18 protein-coding genes are annotated in these 19,745 nt (G+C 60.8%); 11 read left to right on the forward strand and 7 right to left on the reverse strand.

The window, feature by feature from the left end:
• Nucleotides 1-134 precede the first annotated feature (134 nt).
• Nucleotides 135-512, forward strand: a complete 378-nt coding sequence (locus JNJ45_06990) for a cupredoxin domain-containing protein (GenBank protein MBL8048412.1) — start codon at nt 135-137, stop codon at nt 510-512.
• On the opposite strand, the gene JNJ45_06995 is transcribed toward JNJ45_06990, so the two are convergent.
• Entirely contained in the window at nt 448-1,788 is a 1,341-nt protein-coding gene (locus JNJ45_06995) for an adenylate/guanylate cyclase domain-containing protein (protein MBL8048413.1), read from the reverse strand. The two genes, JNJ45_06990 and JNJ45_06995, sit on opposite strands and share 65 nt — an antisense overlap.
• Nucleotides 1,789-1,909: 121 nt before the next feature.
• Between JNJ45_06995 and flhA the strand changes: the two genes are divergently transcribed.
• A complete protein-coding gene (gene flhA / locus JNJ45_07000; GenBank protein ID MBL8048414.1) occupies nt 1,910-4,006 on the forward strand; it encodes a flagellar biosynthesis protein FlhA in 2,097 nt (698 codons plus the stop codon).
• On the opposite strand, the gene JNJ45_07005 is transcribed toward flhA, so the two are convergent.
• Together JNJ45_07005 and JNJ45_07010 are read right to left on the reverse strand one after the other, a co-directional pair.
• On the reverse strand, nt 4,003-6,693 hold the full coding sequence (locus tag JNJ45_07005) for a hypothetical protein (protein MBL8048415.1): 2,691 nt from the start codon (nt 6,691-6,693) through the stop codon (nt 4,003-4,005). The two genes, flhA and JNJ45_07005, sit on opposite strands and share 4 nt — an antisense overlap.
• Nucleotides 6,694-6,701: 8 nt before the next feature.
• Nucleotides 6,702-7,451, reverse strand: coding sequence for a VanZ family protein (locus JNJ45_07010; GenBank protein MBL8048416.1), 750 nt, complete (start codon nt 7,449-7,451; stop codon nt 6,702-6,704).
• A 3-nt stretch (nt 7,452-7,454) separates the two neighbouring features.
• Between JNJ45_07010 and surE the strand changes: the two genes are divergently transcribed.
• The 5 genes from surE to JNJ45_07035 all read left to right on the forward strand — a co-directional run bounded on the left by surE (nt 7,455) and on the right by JNJ45_07035 (nt 11,916).
• Nucleotides 7,455-8,240 (forward strand): 5'/3'-nucleotidase SurE, encoded by a 786-nt coding sequence (surE, locus tag JNJ45_07015; GenBank protein ID MBL8048417.1) that lies wholly within the window; start codon nt 7,455-7,457, stop codon nt 8,238-8,240.
• 14 nt (nt 8,241-8,254) lie between these two features.
• Nucleotides 8,255-9,445 carry an acyl-CoA dehydrogenase family protein gene (locus JNJ45_07020; protein ID MBL8048418.1) on the forward strand — a complete coding sequence of 397 codons (1,191 nt, stop codon included), beginning with the start codon at nt 8,255-8,257 and terminating at the stop codon, nt 9,443-9,445.
• Between the two features lie 414 nt (nt 9,446-9,859).
• Nucleotides 9,860-10,390 (forward strand): PEP-CTERM sorting domain-containing protein, encoded by a 531-nt coding sequence (locus JNJ45_07025; GenBank protein ID MBL8048419.1) that lies wholly within the window; start codon nt 9,860-9,862, stop codon nt 10,388-10,390.
• A 151-nt stretch (nt 10,391-10,541) separates the two neighbouring features.
• Nucleotides 10,542-11,180, forward strand: a complete 639-nt coding sequence (locus JNJ45_07030; GenBank protein ID MBL8048420.1) for a PEP-CTERM sorting domain-containing protein — start codon at nt 10,542-10,544, stop codon at nt 11,178-11,180.
• Between the two features lie 88 nt (nt 11,181-11,268).
• Nucleotides 11,269-11,916 (forward strand): PEP-CTERM sorting domain-containing protein, encoded by a 648-nt coding sequence (locus JNJ45_07035; GenBank protein MBL8048421.1) that lies wholly within the window; start codon nt 11,269-11,271, stop codon nt 11,914-11,916.
• A gap of 136 nt (nt 11,917-12,052) precedes the next feature.
• Here the strand turns inward: JNJ45_07035 and JNJ45_07040 are convergent, their stop codons facing one another.
• The gene (locus JNJ45_07040; GenBank protein MBL8048422.1) at nt 12,053-12,913 is read right to left on the reverse strand and encodes a hypothetical protein; all 861 of its coding nucleotides are present in this window, start codon (nt 12,911-12,913) and stop codon (nt 12,053-12,055) included.
• 55 nt (nt 12,914-12,968) lie between these two features.
• Between JNJ45_07040 and JNJ45_07045 the strand changes: the two genes are divergently transcribed.
• Nucleotides 12,969-13,760: a PD-(D/E)XK nuclease family protein gene (locus JNJ45_07045; GenBank protein ID MBL8048423.1), complete on the forward strand. Its 792-nt coding sequence runs from the start codon at nt 12,969-12,971 to the stop codon at nt 13,758-13,760.
• Here the strand turns inward: JNJ45_07045 and JNJ45_07050 are convergent.
• The 3 genes from JNJ45_07050 to JNJ45_07060 are packed head-to-tail and all read right to left on the reverse strand — an operon-like array spanning nt 13,723 to nt 16,765.
• Complete coding sequence (locus tag JNJ45_07050; GenBank protein ID MBL8048424.1) at nt 13,723-14,901, reverse strand: hypothetical protein; 1,179 nt, start codon at nt 14,899-14,901, stop codon at nt 13,723-13,725. The genes JNJ45_07045 and JNJ45_07050 overlap by 38 nt on opposite strands.
• A complete protein-coding gene (locus JNJ45_07055; protein ID MBL8048425.1) occupies nt 14,889-16,022 on the reverse strand; it encodes an insulinase family protein in 1,134 nt (377 codons plus the stop codon). The genes JNJ45_07050 and JNJ45_07055 overlap by 13 nt, the downstream gene beginning before the upstream one ends.
• A complete protein-coding gene (locus tag JNJ45_07060; protein ID MBL8048426.1) occupies nt 16,019-16,765 on the reverse strand; it encodes an SDR family oxidoreductase in 747 nt (248 codons plus the stop codon). The genes JNJ45_07055 and JNJ45_07060 overlap by 4 nt, the downstream gene beginning before the upstream one ends.
• A gap of 127 nt (nt 16,766-16,892) precedes the next feature.
• Between JNJ45_07060 and JNJ45_07065 the strand changes: the two genes are divergently transcribed.
• The 3 genes from JNJ45_07065 (at nt 16,893) to JNJ45_07075 (ending at nt 19,745) form a co-directional block, all read left to right on the forward strand.
• Nucleotides 16,893-17,714: a M48 family metalloprotease gene (locus JNJ45_07065; protein ID MBL8048427.1), complete on the forward strand. Its 822-nt coding sequence runs from the start codon at nt 16,893-16,895 to the stop codon at nt 17,712-17,714.
• Nucleotides 17,711-18,475 carry a DUF2231 domain-containing protein gene (locus tag JNJ45_07070; GenBank protein MBL8048428.1) on the forward strand — a complete coding sequence of 255 codons (765 nt, stop codon included), beginning with the start codon at nt 17,711-17,713 and terminating at the stop codon, nt 18,473-18,475. The genes JNJ45_07065 and JNJ45_07070 overlap by 4 nt, the downstream gene beginning before the upstream one ends.
• Before the next feature lie 82 nt (nt 18,476-18,557).
• Nucleotides 18,558-19,745 (forward strand): hypothetical protein, encoded by a 1,188-nt coding sequence (locus JNJ45_07075; GenBank protein ID MBL8048429.1) that lies wholly within the window; start codon nt 18,558-18,560, stop codon nt 19,743-19,745.

The following is a 19,745-nucleotide window of genomic DNA, read 5'->3' on the forward strand; positions in this document are numbered from 1 at the left end:
ATCTACCCGTTTGAAGCAAAAAGGGGCTGGAAAACTAATCCCCGCAAAACTACTGGCTTTCCGGCTTAAGCAAGGTTTTCGACCAAAGACTCGCTATAACGGTGGTGTCCGGCAATTTTGCCAAGGAATTTGTTATGCGTATTTTCGTGTGTCTCGCCCTCGTGGGCTCGTGTGTGGCGGCTCAGGCCGCCCTCTTCAATGTGGATATCCGCAACTTTGCGTTTAGTCCCGACATGCTCACCATCAATGTGGGCGACCAGGTGCGTTGGACGAACAACGATTTTGCCCCGCACACCGCCAGCAGCACGGCCGGGCCGATGTCGTTCAACAGCGGGACTCTGGGCAATGGCCAATCGTTCACCTTTACGTTCACCGCGGCGGGCAGCTACGACTACATGTGCAACTTCCACCACGACATGATGGGGAGCGTGAACGTGGTGCCGGAACCTAGTTCGATCCTGGCGATGGGCCTAGCTGGCCTGATCCTGATGCGTCGCCGACGCTCAAACTAAACTCGCGCTGAAACGCCTTGAGCTGGCGGGTGACTTCGGCAGTCGCCAGCTCGGGCTTCGCTTGCCCAATCGCGTTCGCAATCGCCACGACCCCGCCGGGTTGCATCTCGTCCACCGTGATTTCGGCCCAGTTGCCGTCGCTCCCCAGCACCATGAGGCGACCTCCGTCGCCCGCGATTTTGCTCCCCATCACATCGAGCGGCGCGTCCTTGGGGAACTGCGTGGCGTTGGTTTGCACGAACGCCATAAACTGCGAAAGCTGACTGTAGTGGTTGGCAAACTGCCGACCCTTCGGCGTGCCGCTCAGGCTGCTTGACGCAACCCGCTGGGCAATGAAGCTGAATTCGTACTTCTTACGAAACTCGGCGATGGCAGCCAAGCGCTCGGGGTCCGCCGAGAGCGCGGCATCTAACTCGCTGACCGGGGCCAAAATGTCGGCGTCCGGGTCCACTTGCTCCGGCGTGGTGGGCGGGGTGGCGGGCTTGTCCGCATCCTTTTTGGCGGTATCCCGCTTCTCGCGATTGATGGCGGCTTGCTCCACCGCGCGCTGCGAATCGCTTGCCTGCTTCGCCGAATTCTTGAGAATCGTGAGCACGCCCACGGCGGCCACGGTCAGGGCCACGAGCGCCCCAAACATGACCAGCAGCGACCGACCGCGCGTGGGTTCGGCGACCTGAATCGGCGTGAGGTCAATCCCCTCCATGGGCGGCGTGGCGGTCATGCGGTGCACCGTTCCGGAGCCGCCAATAGGCGGAATCATCCACACCACCACGGGTTCGATGATGTGCTTGAGGTGCTTGGTTCCGAGGCTGAGCGGACTCACCTTGATCTTGCCTTTAATCGTGTCGTACACCACTTGCGACATGCAGATCGCGCCAGGTTTTGCTTCGCCCTGCAGACGCTGAGCCACGTTCACGCCGTCGCCAATGACGTCGTTTTCGGTTATCACGACGTCGCCCAGGTGGATGCCCATGCGATGCTCCAGAAGCTGGCCCGGCGCGATGTTGCGCGCCTGGTCGTGCAGAAGCTGCTGCATCGAAAGGGCCGATTGAACGGCGTCGGACGCGCTGACGAAGTACATCAGCAAGCCGTCGCCGGTGCGCTTGATTACTTGGCCGCCGTGCAGGGCGCACTCTTGCTCCATCAGAGCAAAGTCGCGATCCAGGGCCGTCATGGTGCCGCGTTCGTCGCGCCCCATGAGCATGGAGAAGCCGACGATATCGGTGAACATGATGGCGGCGAGAATGCGCTGACCCGAGTGATGATAATCCTGCATTGAAATCCTACTGAATACAGACTCATTCTAGGCGGATTCGGTGCCATGTTTCACGCGTTGGCTTCAAAACCCGCAGTTCGTGCCGACAATCCAATGGAGCCCATTTGGACCTCATTGAACGATGCCCACCATTCAAAAGCTTCTTCGGCAAACTGACCTCCTGATCGGGGCGGCCCTCCTTGTGGTCGTCGCCATGCTGATTTTGCCGTTGCCGCACTGGATTCTCGACCTTGGCTTGGTTGCCGCCATCGCATCCAGTGTCGTGATTCTGCTGTCCGCGGTGAACGTGGACGACCCGCTCAAGATGAGCGTCTTCCCCTCGCTGCTGTTGCTCACCACGCTGTTTCGATTGGCGCTAAGCATTGCCGCCACGAAGCTGATTTTGGGTTCGGGAACCGCGGGTGCCGTCATCGAAACCTTCGGGAACTTCGTCATGGGTGGCGACTTCATCGTCGGGTTTATCGCGTTCCTTATCCTGATGATCGTGCAGTTCATGGTCATCACGAATGGTTCGGGCCGGGTCTCGGAAGTTGTGGCCCGCTTCACGTTGGACGCCATGCCCGGTAAGCAGATGGCAATTGATGCCGACCTCGCGGCCGGGATGATTGACGAAACCCAAGCTCGCGAGCGCCGTAAAAACGTCAAGCGAGAGGCCGACTTTTACGGGGCAATGGACGGTGCCTCGAAGTTTGTCAAGGGCGACGCGGTTGCCTCGATCCTCATCATCATCGTCAACATCGTCGGTGGATTCGCCATGGGCTTTATGCGCGGCGACGGCGACGCGATGACGATTCTCAAGACGTACGCCCTGCTTTCGGTCGGTGAGGGTCTGGTTTCGCAGATTCCCGCGCTGCTGATTTCCACCGCGAGCGGTTTGCTCGTGACCCGCGCCGGGCAAGAGCGCGGCATGGGCGGCGAAGTGCTGAGCCAGGTGCTCGGCCAGCCTAAGGCTCTGCTTTCTGGGGCGGGTGCGCTCGCCGTTTTCGCGTTCATTCCCGGGTTCCCGGCCACCATTTTCCTGGGCATGGCGGCGGCCCTTTTTGGCGCGTACAAGTTTGCGACTAAGAACCCCGACCTCACTCAAGTTTTGAAAACCGACGAAGAGAAAAGAGCCGAAATCGATGCTCAAGCCCAGCAGGTGGCGCAGGCGCAACCGACCGGACCCGAGGCCGTGCTCCCGCTTTTGCAGGTGGACGCCCTCGAAATCGAGATCGGGCATGGCCTCACGCGTCTCGCCGATACTCGCGCGGGCGGCGACTTGCCCGATCGCATCGGCGCGAGCCGCCGCGAAATCGCGATGGAACTTGGCTTTGTCATGCCGAGCGTTCGCATCCGCGACAACATCAACCTCGGCCCCAATGAATACTGCATCAAGGTCCGGGGCGAAGAAATTGGCCGGGCCCGCATCGAACCGAGCATGCTCTTGGCAATGAAGGGCGGTTCGGATAACCCGCCGCTGGTGGGGATTCCGACTAAGGAGCCGGTGTTTGGCCTCGAAGCGTACTGGATCGACCGCGGCCACGCCGAAGACGCGAAGATGTCGGGCTACACCGTCGTCGAGCCCAATATCATGATCTCGACTCACCTCACCGAGATCGTCAAGACCCACGCGCCTGAACTCCTCACCCGGCAAGATGTCAACACGCTGCTCGACCAGGCGAAGGTCCAAAACCCGACCGTCGTCAACGAGTTGGTGCCGAGCGTGGTGAAGGTGGGCGACGTGCAAAAGGTGCTCCGGCACCTGCTCCGCGAACGTGTGCCGATCCGCGACATGGTCACGATCCTGGAAACCATGTCGGACTACGCCGACCGCGTTAAGGACTTTGATTCGATGGGCGAGCTTGTGCGCGCCGAAATCTGCCGCACCGTGACTCGCCAGAACATGGACGGCGATAAGCTGTTCTGCTTAACGCTCGACGCCCATGTGGAGGACGTGCTGAACGGCGCGCTGCAAAACACCACGCTCGGCTCGGTGCTGGTGCTCAACGCCCAAATGCGCGAACAACTCTTTACGGCGTTGCGCGCGGAGACGGATAAGGCGATGATGATGGGCAACCAGCCCGTGCTGCTCGCCTCGAACATGGTGCGGTTGCCGCTGCGCCGGTTTATCGAGCACGAGTTCCCCTTCTTGCAGGTCATGGCCTACAACGAAGTCGCGAGCAAGGTGGACGTCGAGCTTCTCGGGTCTATCCGGTTCGCCGAACAGTTCGCTGCTTAAGGCGTCAGACGCCGCGCCACCGCCTTGACGGTCGGCACGGGGTCGTCGCGTAGCGAGGTGAACAGCGGACGGAACTCCGCCGGGCAACGCCCGGCGAGGCCGAGCAACGCCTGAATTCGCATCCCCGCGCTCGGGTCGCCAAGTCGCTCGCCGAGTTCCTTCAGCGCATCGGCGGTGCCGATTAGCGAGAGAAGTTCCAGCCCAGTGCGCGCCTGGGTTTCGCTCGTGCCTTCGAGCAGTCGTCGCGACGTGGCCAACGCGTTGGTCGGGAACTTGGCGAGAAGGGCCAGCGCGGCCTTGCGCATCATCAGGTTGGGCTGGGTCACCACGGCCTCGGCGGTCGTGTACGCCTCTTCCGATCCGATTTGGCTGAGCGAAACCATCGCCGCCAAAGCAATCGTGCGGTCAACTCCCGCGACGAGCGGCAACAGCTCAGGCACGGCCTCGCGAGCCTGAATCGTGCCCGCGGCCCGCACCGCTTGGCGCTGCAGACTCGGCGTCCGGATCAGACGGCTGAGCACCGGGCCGACTTCCCTAACCCCGGCTTCGGAGGCGATGCTGAGCCCATTGCGCAATTCGGCTTCCTTCTGACTCTGGAGCAATCGTTCGGCCAGGCGATCGCGAGCCGGTTGGCCGATGCCGCGAATCACCGCTGCGAAAGTACGCACGGAGAGCCGATCCACGTTGGCGAGCTCCTTGTCGAGCATCCAATCGAAGGCAGGCATGCCGATCAGCACGAGCTTTTGGATGTTATCGGCCACGCTTTGTTGGGCTGTGCCGACGCCCCACTGCCGCGCCAAATCGTAAATGCGCTTGAGCTCGGCGTCGTTGGGGCGGGCAAGCGACCCCGGCTGGGCGACGGGTTGCTCGACCTCGGGCGTTTCACTCTTCGGCCGGAAGGGGTCTTCGAGGTCGTAGGCCACCCCCCAACTTCCGCTGGCGGCGGCTTCGCTGTCGTGGATGCCCGCGTAGTACTTGTCCTGACCGCCGAGATCAACGAACAGGCCCACCGATCCGCTCCCGCGGCTCGGGTTTCCTTGCCCCGGCGGGCCCTGATAGCGGTCTTCGCCGCTCGAATCCAGGAAAATGCCGACGCCACCGGCGTTGCCGGTGCCGGGCGCACTATCGCGCGCGGAGTAGATGTCGTTCCCATCCCGATCCAGCAGCATCGCGGTCGCCGCGTCGTGACCGATCGCGTGACTCGCGCCGAACTTGGTGAGATACCCATCGTCGCCGCGCAGATCAAAGAGGTACGCCGCGCAAATGTGCATCGCGCTGGCCTGGGCGTAGTGGTAGGCCGAATAGGTGTCGTGGCCCGAGCCATCGAAGAGTGACCCCAGGCCGTACCAATAGCTTGCGCCTTGGCAATAGGTCTGGCCGAGATAGCTGTCCATGCCCGAGAGGTCGGTCAGCAGGCCAATGCCGCCGCTCGTGCCGCCCGAATCCTCTCGGTAACCCATTCCGAAGCCTTGCGCGAACGAATAGTAAATGTCTTTGAAGAGCGGCGAGTTCAAGGTGATGCCACCCGCTTTGTAGGTGTCGTCGCCAGTGCGATCGACGAGCCATCCGAGCCCTTGCGTGCGGCCAGCCCCTTGCCCCATGAGCCCCAACCGATACTGGTCGGTCCCATCGGTATCAATGAGCACGCCCATGCCGAACTGGCCGAAGCCCTGGCTCAGAGTTTGCGCAATATAAACGTCTTCCCCGCCCTCTTTGGCCAGCGCGCCGACGCCCAGCAAACCTGCGCCGAAGGCAAGGTTTCCACCGCGAAACACATCGTTGCCGCCGACCACCCGCATGATTCCGCAACCAAGGAGACCGACTCCGCCGCCGCCATCCGCCACATCAAAGGTGTCGTTGCCGCCCAGATCAATGGCCACTCTGGCGCGCTGAACGCCAAACGCGGGGCGTCCCGAATAGGTGTCGTTGCCGCCGAGGTCCAGAATGAGGTCGTAGTCGCTGCCCGAAATCTTGTCGTCGCCGCGCCCGGTGACCAGAATTTTGAGATCGCCAAGCTGCAACTTGATCGGCGCGGGAATGTCGGCCACGACCCCGCGAAGCTGATTCATGGCCTTCTCCACCCCGACGCTCAGGCTCACGCCGGCCGCCAGCAGTTTGTCAAAATCCACCTGTCGGGCCAAGCCGAGGGTCTGCTCCCAACTCGCGGGCGCGCGATTGACAAAGTCGAACTTGACCGCCTTTTCCTCCACCGCCCAGTAGGGGAGCGACTGTATAAGAGTCTGCCGCTCCGCCGGGCCGAGCGCGCTCAGCGCAAGTTCCACGTCCGCGTTGGCGGTTTGCAAGGCCGAGATCAGCGTGCCGAATGGCTTGCGGATGTTCGCGGGCAGGGCCGGAAACATTTCCATATCCTTGGTCACGGTTTCAATGGCCCGCTGGGTCGGGACGAGTTTCTGTCGCCCGGCTCGCAGCATGTCGGACATGCTGCGTTTGGTGACCAAGTGCATCTCCATCACGGCGTTGGCGGTCTCAATCGGTCGCTGAATCGCGTCGTCAATGATGCTGGGTCGCAGGCGGTCGAGGAATCCGCGGCGCTCGTAATTGAGTTCCTCCACCCGCATATTGCCGATGAACAGCGCGTCTTCGAGGCCCGCGCGCTCCGCTTCAGTGAGCTGGGCCGCACCCAGAGCGGGCAACGCACACAAACTCCCCAGGATCAAAAACTTCATCGACACATTCACCTTGATTCAGGACGCGGACGCACTAAGCGCCACACCATAAAGATTCCCACAATCGTGACGACGCCTGCCAGGTCGAGCGCGACATCCCACACCGAACCGCTCCGCCCGACCAAAAAGCTCTGCCGCCATTCATCGAAAATCGCATGCGACATCGCCCACCCCACGCCAAACCAAACGGCTCGCCGGAGGTCATCCCGAGCGGCCAACGCCGCGCGCATCGTGCTGTACGCGAGCAATCCGTAGAACACAAAATGAATGGTCTTGCGGACGATGTGCGTAAGCGCGTACGCCGCGTCGTAGCTCAGCCCAAAGGCCTGAATAAAGAAGTTGCGCATCGGGTCGGGTCCGCCGCGCGCTCCGCTGAGATAGGCGATCGAGAGCCCGAGCAAGCCGGCGACGACAAACCACCCTAAACTCCGACGCAGGGAAACATCGCGAACCAAGCTTGGAAGGCTCACACAAACGCTCACTCCGGCCAGCGCCAAATAGGGCTGCCACATTGCACTCGGAATACTGCTCTTATAGGCCGACCACAAAAACGCGGTTGTGACCAACGGTAGGTAGGCGACCAATCCGTGAAGAAAGGTGGCCACGGCAAAGCTCTGCGCGGAGCCCGCGCCAAGCGTCAACATGGCCGCCAGGGCCAGCGCCAAAAACGTGCGCAAGTCATACTGCGCCCAGCCCACGACCAGCCACCCAAGGAACGCGAGCCCGACGACTATAATGAGGGGGCTGGGTTTTTGCATTCCATGAAGATTTTGATCACCAACGACGATGGCGTGCATGCCAAAGGAATTGCCGTGCTGGCGCGGGTTGCCCAGCGACTCGGCGACGTGAAGATTTACGCTCCGGACCGCGAGCGCAGCGCCTGCGGTCACGGCATGACGCTGCGCGATCCGTTGCGCGTGCGTCAGGTGAATTGGGAGCGAGTCTGCGGCTATTGGGGTGAACCGAGCCGGGCCGAGGCGTTTGAAGTCAACGGCATTCCCGTGGACTGCGTCAACGTCGGCCTGACCGAAGGCTGGCCCGAGTGCGACCTGGTGCTGAGCGGCATCAATCACGGCCCGAACCTGGGGTTCGACGTGACCTACAGCGGGACCGTCGCGGGGGCAATGGAGGGCGCCATTAATAATGTCCGCGCGATTTCGCTGAGCATGGCGCTGTTTGTCGAAGGGCAACCGCTTCACTTGGACACCGCCGAAATCTGGCTGAACGAATATCTGCCTCGATTGGTGGAGACCAAACTGCCTGAGCGCACCTTCCTCAATGTCAACATTCCCGCGATTGCCGCGCCCGAGATTCAGGGCGTCAAGGTGGTGGGCATGGGGCAACGTGTCTATGAAGACCGCGTCGAGCTCCGCAGCGATCCCTGGGGACGGCCTTATTACTGGCAGGGCGGCGTGGTGGTGATGGACGCGAAGGCGCCGGATACCGATGTTCACAGCGTGAGCCAAGGCTATGTAAGCGTGACTCCGATTACGCTGGATTGGACCGATCGGGGCGCGATGGCGGCCTTGGCCGACGAACTCGCCTAGGTACAATCTTAGGCATGGACTTTGCCCTGACGCAAGAACACGAACTCGTCCGCGAGATGGCCTACAAGTTTGGCCAAAACGAAATTCTCCCCGGCCTCGCCGAACGCGATCGCAACCATGTGAGCGACGCGACAATGCTGGAAACCATGGCCCGCGGAGGAATCTTGGGAACGTCGATCCCGGCAAAGTACGGCGGCACCGACACGGACTATATTTCGCTGGGCATCGTGTGCGACGAGCTTGAGCGCGCCGATACCAGCGCGCGCGTGGTCATGAGCGTCCACAGCGGCCTGCACTGCATGACCTTGATGCAATGGGGCACCGAGGAGCAAAAGCAGCGCTGGCTTCCCGACCTTGCTTCCGGCAAGCGCTGGGGTGGGTTTGGCCTGACCGAACCGAACGCCGGTTCCGACGCGGCCAACATCAAGACGACCGCCCGAAAGGATGGCGACAGCTACATTATTAATGGCAGCAAGACGTGGATCAGCCTTGCGGACTACGCGCACCAGTTTTTGGTGGTCACGCGGCTGAGCGACAGCAACGCCAAAGCGCCCTACGCCGCGTTTATTGTCGATCGAACGACGCCGGGCTTTTCCAGCCGACCGCTCAAGGGCAAGCTAGGCGTGCGCGCCGGTAACACCGGCGAACTCTTTTTCGAGGACATGCGCATTCCTGCCGATTGCATGCTGGGCGAGGAAGGCGACGGATTTAAGGTCGCCATGTCGGCGCTCGACCACGGTCGCTACACGGTGGCCGCGGGCGCAGTGGGCATCATCGAAGCTTGTCTTGATGCGAGCGTCAAGTACGCCAACGAGCGAACGGTCGGCGGCGAAGCCATCGGCCGCAAGCAGCTCGTCCAACAGATGATCGCAAGCATGGTGCAAGGCCGCGAGATCGGGCGACTGCTTTACTACAAGGTGGGTTGGATGAAGAACACCGGCCAGCGGCACACCAAGGAATGCAGCCTGGCGAAGTGGCACAACTGCGCCGCCGCCTTTGACGCCGCCAACAAGGCGATTGAAATCCACGGCGCATACGGCTTTAGCGACGAGTTCCCGGTGGAGCGATACTTCCGCAACTCGCGCGGCGCGATGATCTACGAGGGCACGCACGAGATCCACACGATCATGCAAGCCGAGTATGAGCTCGGTTACCGCCAGGATCGGCCCCTAGCAAAGGTGCTTCCTACGTACCCGTTCGCCTAAGAGCGCACAAAAATGTGGGCGCCCCGCGGGGCGCCCTTTTTTATTGCTCTTCTCGAACTATCGCGGGTCCCGCCGGCCTTAGGGGTGGCCTTTGTTTCCCGCTTTGGGTTTGTCGCCAACTATTCTTCGTCTGTTCGAGCCCTGTTAATAATATGGTTCGAAAGTCCCAAAATGAGCTTTGGCCCGGAAGTTGCCGATAATCCTGATGTGACCAAACGAAATCCGGTTTGTGACAGTATTTTTTAAACCTAGTACTTTTACTGTACTAAATTTGGAGACCCGCTGATACACTAATCCCGTAGGTTCCTTTGAATCTTAAATCCGTTTGGAGAGGTAGAAATGAATAACAAGCTCGCACTTAGCGCTTTCATTATGGTTGCCGCCGCATCGGCGCACGCTGCCATTACTTTTAATGTGATCTCGATCACATCGGCCCCGCTTAGCACTGGCGCGTCATGGACGACCAGCGGCAACGCAATTTCGTTCAGCACGCCGAACGCCATCGTTGGCGACCCGGCAGCAACCCGCAGCGGCATCCTGAACATCATCTACGATGTGGACGCAGGTGCAGGTTCGGCCATCAACCAAGTTCTCGCCAACCTCGGCGCAGTAACCATGGGCAGCGGCCAAATCAACTTCATTGAGCAAGTCTTCGAACTCGACTCGATGGGCAACGAAGTTGGCGGCGCCATCGGTACCGCAACCCACAACTTCACGCCGATGTCGAGCGGCAACTGGTCGGGTGCCACCAACGTCTTCGCTCCGAAGCGCTACCTGCGCATCAAGAAGTCGTTCGTCATGACCGCTTCGCCCGACACTCCTGCTCTGGACCTCGCCGCCCTCGCGATCAACAACCAATCGGTTGCCATGGTCGTTCCGGAACCGGCAAGCATCCTGGCAATCGGCCTGGCTGGCGTCGCCTTCCTGGCTCGCCGCAAGAAGTAAGAACAGTCTAAATCTTTAGGCTTTTTCTGCCTCGAAAGGAAAAAAGGCACTGAAACCCGTATATTTACGGTGGTCAGTGCCTTTCTTATGCTTTACAATAGTGGAGTCTGCACCAACGAGTGTGGACCCAGGAATCAGAGGAGAGATACTTATGAGAACTTTAGTAGTAGCTGGTCTTGCCACGATGGCAGCCGCCAGCCAGGCATCGATCATTTTCAGCAACTTCTTTATTAATAGTGTTGCCATGACCGCCGGCGTACCCGTCGTCAGCTCGAACCAAGTCATTAACGGTGCGTCGTACACGACCGCTGGTAATGCAGTTTCGTTCAGCACCCCGGGCGCACTCGTTGGCGATCCGGTTGCTCCGCTCCGCAGCGCAATCGTGAATCTTCAATACGACGCTAAGTCGACTGCTGGCAACGCCAACGTGGTGACGGCCAACGTCAACCTCGGCGCAGCCGTCCTCGGCCCCAACAGCTCGGTCTACTTCCTTGAGCAAGTTTTCGAACTTGACTCGCTGGGTAACGAAGTCGGTGGCGCAATCGGTTCGATCAGCCACATCTTTACGGCTGCATCCAACCCCAACTGGAGTGGTGCCATCACCCTCAGCCGCCAAGTCGCTTGCCTTCGCATGAAGAAGAGCCTCATCCTGGCTGCTCCGGATACGCAAGGTCTTGACCTCGCCGCCGTGGCCATCAACAACCAAAGCGTCCAAATCGTGCCGGAACCCGCAGGTCTCGCCGCATTGGCCCTTGGTGGTGTGCTCGTTCTGCGACGCCGCAGCAAGTAACAATCAGCTCAACTCGTGAGGGAGTGTTTCCCACTCCCTCACCCTGGCAAACTTTTTTTCGGCCATTTGGCCACCTTAAAGGAGATTCATGAAAAAGCAATTCTTAGTAATGGCCTGTCTGGCTGTAGCCTCGGTGCAGGTTGCTTCCGCCGCAATCACGTTCAGCAACGTGATGGTGAACGGAAACGCCCTTGCCGCCGGTGTTCCCCTCTCGAGCGCTAACCCGTTCATCGACCAAACGACTTACAACATCCCCGTGATGGGTGGCAACTCGATCTCGTTCAGCACGCCGAACGCGATTGTGGGTGACGGTAGCCCCACTGCGGCTGATTCGATGAACCTGACCTACGTCGCCGCAAGCGGCCCGGCCATGGTTGCAGTCAACGCCTTCTCCAACATCGGTGCTCCGGCACTCGGTTCGGGAATGGTCGTCTTCACCGAAACGGTGTACTCGTACAACCTCATGACCATGACGGTTGGCGGAATCCTCGGTTCGATCAGCCACACATTCAACTCGATGAGTAGCCCGAACTTCTCGGGCACCATCAGCCTGAGCACACCGGCTAACGCGATCTACGTTGTGAAGAACTTCCAACTGAGCGCGCCGAACTCGCCGGCCTTCGACCTCGCCGCGGTTGCCGTAAACAACCAAAGCATCGAAGTCGTGCCGGAACCGGCCGGAATCGCCGCCATCGCCCTTGGCGCTGGCATGCTGCTCCGACGCCGAACAAAGTAAACCGGGAACTCTCTCTCCCAAACCAAGGCCCCATGCAACGGATTTTGTGTGGGGCTACCTGGCTACTTCTGGGGCTTAGCCATAAAAAACTCCATCCGAATCCGGATGGAGTTTTTAGTTTTCCGGGGGTCGGGTTTTAGTCGACGACTTCGACTTCAACCGCCGGCACCAAGCCGATGCGAGCGCCTTCGGCCAGCAAAAGCTTGATCGCTTTCACGCCTTCGTCGCCCATATCGAGTGTGCGATTGTTCACGTACATGCCCACGAACTCGTCGCTGGTCGGCGTGTCCATGCCGCGCGCAAATTGCAGCGCATAATCTAGGGCCTTGCCGCGATTATTGAGGCCCGCGCTGATCGACTCGCGCATGCAGCGGCTCACTTCGGTCACCACATCCGGGCCGAGGTCCTTACGCACGACGTTCACGCCGAGCGGAAGCGGCAACCCGCCGGTCTTTTCATTCCACCAAATGCCCATGTCGGCGAGCTTGATCAGGCCCTCGCGCTCGTAAGTCAGTTGACCTTCGTGAATGATGAGGCCCGCGTCGAAGCGGCCTTCTTGAATCGCCGGGATGATCTCGTCGAACGCAACGATCTCATAGTTCGGCTTGAATTCCGGGCCAAACTGGTCTTCGAACCACAGATTTAGCTGCAAAAAGGCGCTGGTCAGCAGGCCGGGAACGGCGATCACCATGCTCTTGAGGGCTTCCTTCTCCACGCCCGGCTTCGCCACAATCATCGGACCGTAGAGTTCGCCGAAGCTGCCCCCGTGTCGGAGCAGCGCGTACTTGTCGGCCACATAAGCGAAGGCGTGGACGCTCACCGCCGAGGATTCGAGCTTGCCTTCCATTGCCCAAACGTTGAGCGTTTGAATGTCGCGCAGAATGTGCTCGAACTCAAGGTCGGTCTTCACTTCGCCCGAAGCGAGGCCCCAGAACATGAACGCGTCGTCGGAGTCGGGGGAGTGGCCCAACTGAATATGCTTTGTGGTCGTCGCCATATTTCAATTTTATCTGAAAGTTGGCATTTCAAACCGCCGGGGTATTGTTTTGAACGTGGCAACGCGCCGTCCCTCCGTCAGTCCTTCTCGGCTCAGCACCTATCTGGCTTGCTCGCTCAAGTATCGGTGGACCTTCCTGGACCCGCGGGGCCGCTACCTGCTGCGCTCGCACTCCTACTATTCCTTTGGATTGTCGCTCCACAAAGTCTTGGAGCGATTTCATGATTCGGAGGATCAAGGCGTGAGCACCCTCACCGAGGCGAAAGCCGCCTTAGAAGAATCGTGGCTCACATCCGGCTACGATTCGCAGCAAGAGATGGAGGAAGCCTGGGGTACGGGCGTCGAGATTTTGGAGGGCCACGTGCGGCAACACCTCGACCGGCCCTCGGAGGCGACCACCATCGCGGTGGAAAAGCGCATGAAAATTGACCTCGGCCAGTTCGATTTGGTCGGGCAGATTGACCGCCTCGACGAATATCCCGATGGCCGCTTGGAGATCGTTGATTACAAATCCATGCGATCGGCCACGCCGCTGGACATGCTGAAATCCGACCTCGCGATGAACTGCTACCAGCTCATGATCCGCGAAGAATTCCCGGATCGGCCCGTGACCAGCACGATTCTGGCCCTCCAGACCGGCGACAGCACCTCGTACACTCCGACCTCAGACGAGCTCACCGAGTTTCGGCGGGAGCTCATCTTCCTGGGCGATCACATGCTCAATCGCGATTGGGAACACGTGGTCCCGACGTGGAAACCGCTCTGCCGCAACTGCGACTTCGTGTCGCTGTGCCGCAAGAGCGGAGATTTCAACGAGCCGGAAGAATCTGAACCTGACCTTCCGTAAGCAGCTTCGTCGCGAGCGCGCGGACGTCACCGATCTTTGGGTTGTCGGTCATGCTCAGCAGCATCGAACGCGACAGTGGCCGCCCGATAATGAGGCGGTTGAGTGCGCCCATGGCCGACTCGCCCCACGCGCCGTCGCCGATGGCGATGCCGGGGCTCGACATCGCCGGATCAAACGGAAACACGCCGTCGTTGGCGGCCAGCCACTGCCGCTTCGCCCGCAGCAGGTCGGCATCGGTCCACTTGCTCACGGCCTCTTGCAGCCGCAGCCGTTGGGCGGCGACCGTTTCGGTCGTGGTGCGTTGAGTGCTAAACGCGGAGAGGCCCAAAAGCCATCCTTCTCGGGTTGGGAGCAACGTTGCCTCTTGCCGATAGGAGTAGGCCAGGTCGGTGCGAAGCACGCGGAACATTGTGGAGGCTTTGCCCACGCCCAACAGGTTCGCCGCGAGCATCGCCGTGCTCACGCCCGCGCCCGATTTTGCGAGCGGCAAGCGGGTCGTCCAAGCATTCGCCTCGGCCAGTGAGGTGGTCAGCGGGAAGCGCTTGTGGCGCAAAAATTCGCGCCGCTCCGGCAGATCGCTCCAAGTCCAATTCGCCTTGCGCATGGCGGCGACGCCGTCGCCCGCCTTAAAGGCCCCCGCCAAACAAAATGAAACCCGCTCGGGTCGGACAAACTTCCGCAACACGTACTGCACGTCGCGTTCGGTGACGTCGCCCTTGAACTCCACCGGACGCCAAACCCGTCTGAGCAGGTCGGGCGAAACCGACAGCCGCGACTGCGCCGCGGCCACCGAATCCTCGTTGACAATCGGCTCGGTGATCAGCGAGGCCAGCATCGGCGCGGCCACATCGGGCGTGCTTGTTTGCACTGCCATGCGAATGAGCAAGTACCCCTGCCCTGCTTCTACCACTGGCAGCTGGGCCACGCCATCGGTGTTGGCCATGGCCGCGCGGGTGTAGGTTTTTCCGCCTTGCTCCATGCAACCGGCCAGCACCTGCAGCGCTGCTTCTTCGCCGTCGGTCGCGCCCTTCAAATCAATGACGGCCGCCACCGCCAGCACCGGACTGGTGGGCAGATAAATTTCATCAACCGGCGGCAGCGCCGCCTGAGCCAACAACCAAGCGGAGGCTAAGATCGGCATAGTCGTTGCCACTCCTCCCAGGCCCTGGCTTTGGTCGGAGCCTTCAGATCGGCGATCGCCTCGAGCACCTTTTCGGGCGTCAAGAAGGGTTGCGCGGCGATGAGACGCCCGCGAAGCGTGCCGCTTCGAGTCGGATCCGCAGCCTCGGCGTTGAACCAACGACGCATCGCCCGCAGCCCGTACCACGTAATCGCGTCCGCATTCTGCGCCAGGGCCCAGCGGTAGGTGTCGTCGTTCGGCACGTCAATCATCGCCAAGCCGTGGTCGCGGGCGGGCGAAAAACTCACTTCCCCGCCGGCCAATGTCGCCAAGCCAAATGCCTGCGCGATGCGGGCAATCGAATCGGGCGCGGTGAGCTCTCGGTAAGGCATGGCGAAGGTCCACGCGTTATCGTTGAGCATGCGCGCGGTCTGCGCGATCGGACGGGCTCGCCATTCCAGTGGCAACGCCGGGCTCGCTGGCGCAAGTTTGGCAATCTGATCGGCCCAAGTCTCGCCCTCGGTCAGGCTCACCGCGCCGCTCACCACCACGGTCAGGTTCGCTTGACAAAAGTGAGTTTGATGAAGCTTTTTCAGCGCATCCGGCGTGACGCGAGCAATGAGTTCTGGCGTGCCCAGCGGATCCCACGCGGGCGACCCGAGCGCCATCTCAGTGATCTCGCGGAACCGGTTGCGGCGATCCGAAACCAAAGCCAATTCTTCTTTGATCAGGCGGGCCTCGCGCTTGATGTCATCTTCGCTGACGCGTAATCCGCTCAGAATGTCGTCGAGCGCGCGGATCGCCAGCGGCACCTGACTGCGCCGGCAGCTGACCTCAAATCGCATCGTTTCCAGGTTCGTCGCAGCGGTGAGGTACAGCCCTTCGCCTTCGAGCAGCGCGTCAACTTGGCCGGTTCGTCCCAACGCGGCGAGGTGCTCGAGCAAGTGGCGCGCGCCATGAGTTTCGGCGGAATCTTCAGTTCCGCGCGCCGAGGCAATGACCTGGAGACTGACTTTCTCGGCATCCTTAAACGACTCGACAAAGATCGTCGCGCCGCCGACCAAGGTGCGGCGGATTCGGGTCGAATCGGCCCACGCGCTCGCCGCGGCCAGGCACACCAAAGCTGCGGCGAACGGCTTCAATGGAAGTAACTCGCCCCGTTGATATCGATCACGTTGCCGCTGAGATACTCCGCCTCATCGCTGAGCAGGAAGTTCACCACCGCCGCGCAATCCTTCGGCGAGGCCATGCGGCCCGCCGGAATATCTCGCAAAATTTGGTCCAATCGATCGTTCATTCCTTCGCGCGCCATGGCGGTATCCACCCAGCCCGGCGCAATGCCAAACAGCCGCACGTTTTTGCTCGCAAGCTCCATGGCCAGCGACCTTGTGAGGTTAATCAGCGCGGCTTTCGAGGCGGCATACAGCGCCGCGCCAGCCTCGCCTTTGAATCCAACCCGGCTGCACACGTTGACAATCTTGCCGCCATCGCGCTCGGCAAAATAGATCGCAGCCGCGCGGCAGAGTCGTAAGGGGGACTCGAAATTAACAGCGAAAGTTCGATAGAACGTGGCGTCGAACTGGGTGCTCGTTGAGCGCAGAAAATCCATCGGCATGTAAATGCCCGCGTTGTTGACCACCGCATGCAAGGGTCCGTCGTCAATCACTTCTTGGAACAGCTTTTCCGAGGCCTTTGGATCGCTCAGGTCAGCGGCATATGCGCCCGCGGCCTGGTTGCCCAGTTCCTTGATGATCGTGCTGAAATCAGCGGACTTTCCGCGCGCGCCATGAACCGCGACCGAGGCGCCCGCCTCGCGCAATCGAAGCGCAATCGCGCGGCCAATGCCTCGCGAAGAACCAGTGACAAGAACCCGTTTACCTTGCATCGTGATTGTTACCGTTGCGTGCTTGGCTCGCTGTGTACGCCACGATCCCACCGGCAATCAGCAAGACCGCGATACACAGGAAGTAAAGCATGGCAATTAGGCTACCCGGTCGGGTTAAAATGAGCGTATGATGCGCCAGGGTTCCGGCATGGATATGATGAAGGGGAGGCTCGCAATTGCGGTTCTCATTGCTCTTTTCTCGCTTTGCTCCTACTATTCCAGTTCGCAAAAGAACCCCGTGACGGGCGAAGTGCAGCACATTGGCAGCATCACGCCCGCCCAAGAAGTTCAAATGGGGCTGCAAGCGTTACCGCAGATGCTGCAAGAATTCCGTGGCGAGAGCCGCGATGCCCGCGCCACGCAACTGGTGAAAGAAGTGGGCGCCGAGTTGGTCCGCAACTCGGTCGCCGCGCAATCTGACTATCGCTTTGATTTTCACCTGTTGGCCGATCGCGATACGGTGAACGCGTTTGCCCTGCCGGGCGGGCAGGTGTTCATCACCGAGTGTTTGCTCGGCAAACTTGAATCTCAGGCCCAGCTCGCCGGCGTTTTAGGCCATGAGATTGGCCACGTATTGGCGCGTCACGGCGCGGAGCGCATGGCCAAACAACAACTCACGCAGGGATTGACCGGGGCCGCGGTGATGGCCAGCGGGAGCCAAAACTCCGCGCAACTGGCGATGATGGTGGGCAACATGATCAACATGAAATATGGCCGCGAAGACGAACTTGAAAGCGACAAACTCGGCCTGCAGTTTATGGTGGATTCGGGCTACGATCCGCGTTCGATGATCGGCGTGATGGAGATTTTGGAACGCGCCACCGGCGGGGGCCGCGGGCAACCCGAATTCATGAGCACGCACCCGAACCCGGGCAACCGCATTGGCCACATCAAAGAGCACATCCGCGAGATGTTCCCCAACGGCCTTCCGGCCAACCTACGACAATGAGAGTTCTCGCGGCGCTGATTTTGCTCGTGGGGTTGGTGATCCCGGCAGCGGCGATTCCGCCGTTCTTGGATTCGTTGCACAAGATTGTGATGCCCATCAAAGGCTCGGATTACGAGGCGGCGAAGTGCCAAACGTGCCATCTGGGCGGCCCGCCCAAGCTCAATCCGTTTGGCCTGCAGATCAAGAGCAAGCTCACCAAACGCGAACTGAACGCGCAAGTTCTCTGGGCGATTGCCAACGATGATGCCGACAAGGACGGCGCGCGCAACATGGCCGAGCTCGAAGCCGGCAAACTCCCCGGCGATGCGTTGTCCACTCCCGCGACGGGTTCGACATCGGCCGCCACGCCGCCGACCGAAGCGGCGACCTCCCCGATTCCGAAGCATGGCTTCCACCCATTGGTGGTGCACTTCCCCGTAGCCCTGTTTCTGTTCGGCGCGTTTTTGGATGCGCTGGGGCATTGGCGCAAGCGACCCGAGTTACGGATCGCAGCGCTGTGGAACCTGGGCTTTGGCGCCATCGCCTCAATCGGGGCGGTCGTCAGCGGCCTGTTAGCGCGCTATCTAAACGAATACACCTTTGAGGGCACCGTGCTGATCCACCTCATTTTGGGCGTGTCGAGTTCGGTGCTGATGCTGAGCGTGGCGTGGTGGCGCAAGGGTCGCGAACCGGTGAGCGCCGGATATTGGGCGTTTTTGGCAACGGCCTGCATCGTGCTGACGGTCGCTGGCCACTTCGGCTCCATGCTGGTTTACGGCTAGAGTTTTCCACCGCACTTTTTTGCGAAAAAAGGTCCTGTTTACTCTTGTGATTCAGTAGACATGTCGTTATAATAGTAGACGTATGTACCATTTCGTCTACATTCGAATTGATGGGTTTTACTTCCCCCAAGCCGAAGAGACACCGCGCGTGTTGCTTCACGACGACTTGGTTTTGGCCGCGTGTCCGCTGGCTCAGGAAGCTGGAATCCGCCTCGGGATGACTACCCGCGAGGCGCGCACGCTCTTGCGGATGCCGCTCGCGTTTCGCGTCTATTCGGCGTCGGATTTTGAGGAAGCGCGGAATCTGTGGCTCAATCGCTGCCTCACCTGCGTGGATCGGCTGGAGCCGATTTTGGCGCACGAGGCGTTGCTCGATTTTTCGGGTCACCCCGACCCGGCCGGTCCGGCGCTGGAGCTTTACGAAACCTTGCGCCGCGCGGGATATCGCGCCGTCATCGGCATGGGTTCGAGCCCATGGGTGGCGCGTCGGTGCGCGCAATTGATGCCCGATTACGATCGCCTGGCTTGGCAATTGCAATGGGAGGAAGCCATTCGCCATCCGCGCCGCTTTTTGGAATCGTGCCCGATTATGGAGTGCGAACCGCTGGAGCGCAAGGCACGCGAGCGTCTGCTATTTTTGGGCTACCCCACCCTGCGCGACGTGGACACCGTGCCCGCCGCGGTGCTTCGTCGCCAGCTGGGTATGGCGTATTCCACCTATGTCGCGGCTCGCGAGGGCGGGCCGTGGCAATCGCTGCGCACCAGCTACCCCGACCAGCGCATCATGGCCGCGTTTGAGTTCCCCGGTGGGTGCAGCGAGGAGGCCACGTTGCAAGGAATCGCGCGCCGCCTGAGCGAGCGCCTGGTGACTCAGCTACAGCAACGCGACGAGACGAGTTCGGAGTTGGTGCTGGAACTCGAATGGGAAGATGGTCAGCGGCAAGAGATTTGCCGTCCCTTTGCCAAACCGCTTTCGGGTCAAGCGATGCTCTATCGGGCGATCACACTCACCTTGCCGCCCGCCCATCAGGCCCTGGTGCGCCTGCAGGTGGAGCTGCGCGGCTTGGAAAAGAAGGGTCAGGCGCAGCCGCGACTGGACGGTTTGCCCGATCGCAAAGAGGCGCAAGCGGCGGCCCACATGGCCCTGAACACGCTGAAGAAAGCGCTCGGCGACACCGTGGTGCAGCGCGCCGGCGAGTTGCCGCGGCCCCGCCGCGTGCAGGTGCTGCAAGCCTGGAACTTCGGCCCCGGACGGTCGGCGCGGGTGTAG

The sequence above is a fragment of the Chthonomonas sp. genome (assembly GCA_016788425.1).
In the GTDB taxonomy this organism is placed as follows: Bacteria; Armatimonadota; Fimbriimonadia; order Fimbriimonadales; family Fimbriimonadaceae; genus JAEURQ01.

What these genes read in the sequence shown, in the direction of transcription:
- JNJ45_07030 (MBL8048420.1), top strand. Translation starts at nt 10,542, where the DNA reads ATGAGAACTTTAGTAGTAGCTGGTCTTGCCACGATGGCAGCCGCCAGC.
- JNJ45_07075 (MBL8048429.1), top strand. Translation starts at nt 18,558, where the DNA reads ATGTACCATTTCGTCTACATTCGAATTGATGGGTTTTACTTCCCCCAA.
- JNJ45_06990 (MBL8048412.1), top strand. Translation starts at nt 135, where the DNA reads ATGCGTATTTTCGTGTGTCTCGCCCTCGTGGGCTCGTGTGTGGCGGCT.
- surE (MBL8048417.1), top strand. Translation starts at nt 7,455, where the DNA reads ATGAAGATTTTGATCACCAACGACGATGGCGTGCATGCCAAAGGAATT.
- JNJ45_07010 (MBL8048416.1), bottom strand. Translation starts at nt 7,451, where the DNA reads ATGCAAAAACCCAGCCCCCTCATTATAGTCGTCGGGCTCGCGTTCCTT.
- JNJ45_07060 (MBL8048426.1), bottom strand. Translation starts at nt 16,765, where the DNA reads ATGCAAGGTAAACGGGTTCTTGTCACTGGTTCTTCGCGAGGCATTGGC.
- flhA (MBL8048414.1), top strand. Translation starts at nt 1,910, where the DNA reads ATGCCCACCATTCAAAAGCTTCTTCGGCAAACTGACCTCCTGATCGGG.
- JNJ45_07040 (MBL8048422.1), bottom strand. Translation starts at nt 12,913, where the DNA reads ATGGCGACGACCACAAAGCATATTCAGTTGGGCCACTCCCCCGACTCC.
- JNJ45_06995 (MBL8048413.1), bottom strand. Translation starts at nt 1,788, where the DNA reads ATGCAGGATTATCATCACTCGGGTCAGCGCATTCTCGCCGCCATCATG.
- JNJ45_07005 (MBL8048415.1), bottom strand. Translation starts at nt 6,693, where the DNA reads ATGAAGTTTTTGATCCTGGGGAGTTTGTGTGCGTTGCCCGCTCTGGGT.
- JNJ45_07070 (MBL8048428.1), top strand. Translation starts at nt 17,711, where the DNA reads ATGAGAGTTCTCGCGGCGCTGATTTTGCTCGTGGGGTTGGTGATCCCG.
- JNJ45_07035 (MBL8048421.1), top strand. Translation starts at nt 11,269, where the DNA reads ATGAAAAAGCAATTCTTAGTAATGGCCTGTCTGGCTGTAGCCTCGGTG.
- JNJ45_07065 (MBL8048427.1), top strand. Translation starts at nt 16,893, where the DNA reads ATGATGCGCCAGGGTTCCGGCATGGATATGATGAAGGGGAGGCTCGCA.
- JNJ45_07050 (MBL8048424.1), bottom strand. Translation starts at nt 14,901, where the DNA reads ATGCCGATCTTAGCCTCCGCTTGGTTGTTGGCTCAGGCGGCGCTGCCG.
- JNJ45_07020 (MBL8048418.1), top strand. Translation starts at nt 8,255, where the DNA reads ATGGACTTTGCCCTGACGCAAGAACACGAACTCGTCCGCGAGATGGCC.